This window comes from Marinobacterium iners DSM 11526 (assembly GCF_900107855.1).
GTDB classification, from domain to species: domain Bacteria; phylum Pseudomonadota; class Gammaproteobacteria; order Pseudomonadales; family Balneatricaceae; genus Marinobacterium; species Marinobacterium iners.
In genome coordinates this window covers 1-2,617 of the sequence record NZ_FNRJ01000045.1, presented here as the reverse complement: position 1 = coordinate 2,617, position 2,617 = coordinate 1, and the positions used below count along the sequence as shown (strand labels likewise).

Below are 2,617 nucleotides of genomic sequence, written 5' to 3'. Positions count from 1 at the left end.
GTTGTAATGTAGTCCCGTTTCACTGTCAAAATACTGGCCAGGAAAGCGGAGGTTGAATGTCAGGATACTCCCAGAAGCAACAGTTGCCTGCCCAAGTGCATCATAGTCCGCCCGCCAGACCACCGTTCCCTGATTATCACTCACGACCAGCGGTGTATTGAGATGATCAGTGTGTAGGTAGTATACAACGGCTGAAGCGGGGCCTGAATGAATCACCGCCAGTGGCTGTGTGCCCAACCAGACATACTCAACCTTTGTCTGCTCGCTATGATCAAGCTCGGCCAGCAGCTGCCCGAATTGATTGTACAGGTAGTAGATGGTTTGGCCATTAACAGTCTTGCTTGTACGCTGACGATGAGCATTGTATGTGTAGGTCGCGCTGGCAGTGCCGCCCACACTGATGAGACTGTTGTAGCGGTCGTAGCTGAAGCTCAGGCCCCCTTTACTCAGTACATTGCCATTCGCGTCTTATTCCCCACAGTTTCCCACGTAGATTTATCACGTTTCTGCGCCAAAAGGGCGTCACATCAGCCTATGAGGCTGGTTGGCTGATACAGAGTTTTGAAGCTCTTCTTATATGCGTTGACCCCAAATGCAAACTCTGCGGGTCAACAATGACAACCGAAACCGATTAGGTGTGCAGATTCTGCTGGTGGAAATGACAATACTGAGGATAGTAAAAAGCCCGAAGAATACGGGCTTTTTTAACAGGTATTTAGATAAGCTCTATAGAATTTTTTTGCCTTTTTCGCTCCATTCTATTGACGGAGGAATACTACTTAATACATCAATTACTTCATCACTTGTAATTATTAAGTAGTGAACTACGTCATCATCAGAGTAAATTCCTTTACTTTCTTTATGAAACCATTCTGCTAACCTTGAGTTTTCAACTGTTAAAATTAAATACCTGTCATCTGGGATTTTATCTATAGTTTCCAATCTATAGCTCTCATTTGACTTTGAATATATATAGAAAAAGTCAAATGTAATTTTTATGGAAATACTCCTATGAACTGCATTCAAAGTTAATGCTAAGCAGGATCCATTGTCCACTAAATCCTGACAATAAATATCATCATCCAGAATATGCGGTTCAGAAATTATAAAAACTTTATATTTTTCCAAAGCTAATTACCTAAACTGAATTTTATCTGAAGGAATCTTATTTCCGGGAGACTATATCTCGATAGTCCTTTGTGCAGGCTTCCCTCGGAACTTTCCTCCACCACTGTAGTTGCCCACGCTAAACCGGACACCATTTCTTTATCCAGTTCCATTGTCGAGACAAAGTAGTCTCTCGCTCAAAAATTCTCGCCATTGAAGTTTCTTTGATGATCTCTGAATTATCGAGCGATGGAAATCGCGCTTTTCCCTTGAGGAAAAAATCCAGAATACGGATAAAACTATGGGCGCTTAATAGTGCCCATAGTCTGAGAGGATCTTTTTCAGTGAGGGTTATGGTGACGCCGCCCATTTTTCTGTCGCATTTTGATCAAAATCCCTTTGAGCGTACCAGCGAACAGTCTGGAAACGACTGTCGGATAAAAGCTCATGGATCGCCCGACAGTAGCTTTTTAGCTCACTTTCAGCTTGTGTTTTAACTGAACTTGCAAATAGATTTTTCCAAAATGAAAAGTGCAGATGAGTTGTGATCAGCCACTGAACGGGTGAATCATTCACATACCCAACAATACTTTCTATCCGGTAGCAGTTTTTATCTAGTAAAAAATCCCAAGCCCAGTCTTCACGGTTTTGCGGTACACTAACTTGAAAACCAGCATTTCTTAAACCTTCATTTAAATACTGAGCCAACTCTTTGCCGGGAGGACTCCCGGCTTTCCCTTCATGTGAAAAATCTGATTCAAAACTTACAAATGTTTTCATGAATTCTTGTCCTGATTAATTTTGGCAACCTCAATCCCCGCCATTAGCAGCACTTCCACCTGCCGCACCGCCGCCAATACCAGAACCCTTTGCCCAATTTGGAAGCCTTGTAAGCTGACGTCTCCACGCTGGCCAAATGGGGTTATTGCTTTTCCAGCTTCTCGGCATAAAGCGGTATCTAAACGGATCTGATAAAGCATGCGTCCTAGTCGAAACATAGTTCCCATTCCAAATGGAACGCGGGCCGCTCATCCTATTGGGTATCCAATGCGAGAACTCTTTACCTGCGGCTTTGCTTCCTGCCGCTCGCCAACCTGCTGCCCCTCCTGCTGCAAATCCATAGGCGATTCCAGCCCACTCACCACCACTATAAGCACCTGAGCATTTATTCAGTGCGCTATTGGTTCCCATTTGATTACGAACCCAATCGGTGGCACCAAAAGAAATTGTGTCGCCAAAGCCAGCAGAGAAATCAACGACGCCTTGGGGAAGTGGATCACCCCATGCCCAAAGACCATAAGGATCGTAAAACATGATGGGATTGTTATAGACGTAAGCGTATGTATTGAGCCCTCCACCCAACCCAATCGGATCACTCTGAATATACCGCCCCGTACTGGGGTCGTAGTCCCGATAGTAGTTGTAATGTAGTCCCGTTTCACTGTCAAAATACTGGCCAGGAAAGCGGAGGTTGAATGTCAGGATACTCCCAGAAGCAACAGTTGCCTGC

At 44.4% G+C, this 2,617-nt stretch carries 3 protein-coding genes and 1 pseudogene; all 4 read right to left on the bottom strand.

Annotated features, from left to right (window positions below):
* Positions 1–456, bottom strand: a pseudogene (locus BLV48_RS18650) (RHS repeat domain-containing protein); the annotation flags it as partial.
* A 270-nt stretch (positions 457–726) separates the two neighbouring features.
* Positions 727–1,128 carry a hypothetical protein gene (locus BLV48_RS18890; RefSeq protein ID WP_139253997.1) on the bottom strand — a complete coding sequence of 134 codons (402 nt, stop codon included), beginning with the start codon at positions 1,126–1,128 and terminating at the stop codon, positions 727–729.
* Positions 1,129–1,458: 330 nt separating this feature from the next.
* Positions 1,459–1,887, bottom strand: coding sequence for a hypothetical protein (locus BLV48_RS18885; RefSeq protein ID WP_139253996.1), 429 nt, complete (start codon positions 1,885–1,887; stop codon positions 1,459–1,461).
* 30 nt (positions 1,888–1,917) lie between these two features.
* Positions 1,918–2,617, bottom strand: a 700-nt coding sequence (locus BLV48_RS19290) for an RHS repeat-associated core domain-containing protein (protein WP_217633070.1), incomplete at its 5' end; no start/stop codon positions are given.

What these genes read in the sequence shown, in the direction of transcription:
- BLV48_RS18885 (WP_139253996.1), bottom strand. Translation starts at nt 1,887, where the DNA reads ATGAAAACATTTGTAAGTTTTGAATCAGATTTTTCACATGAAGGGAAA.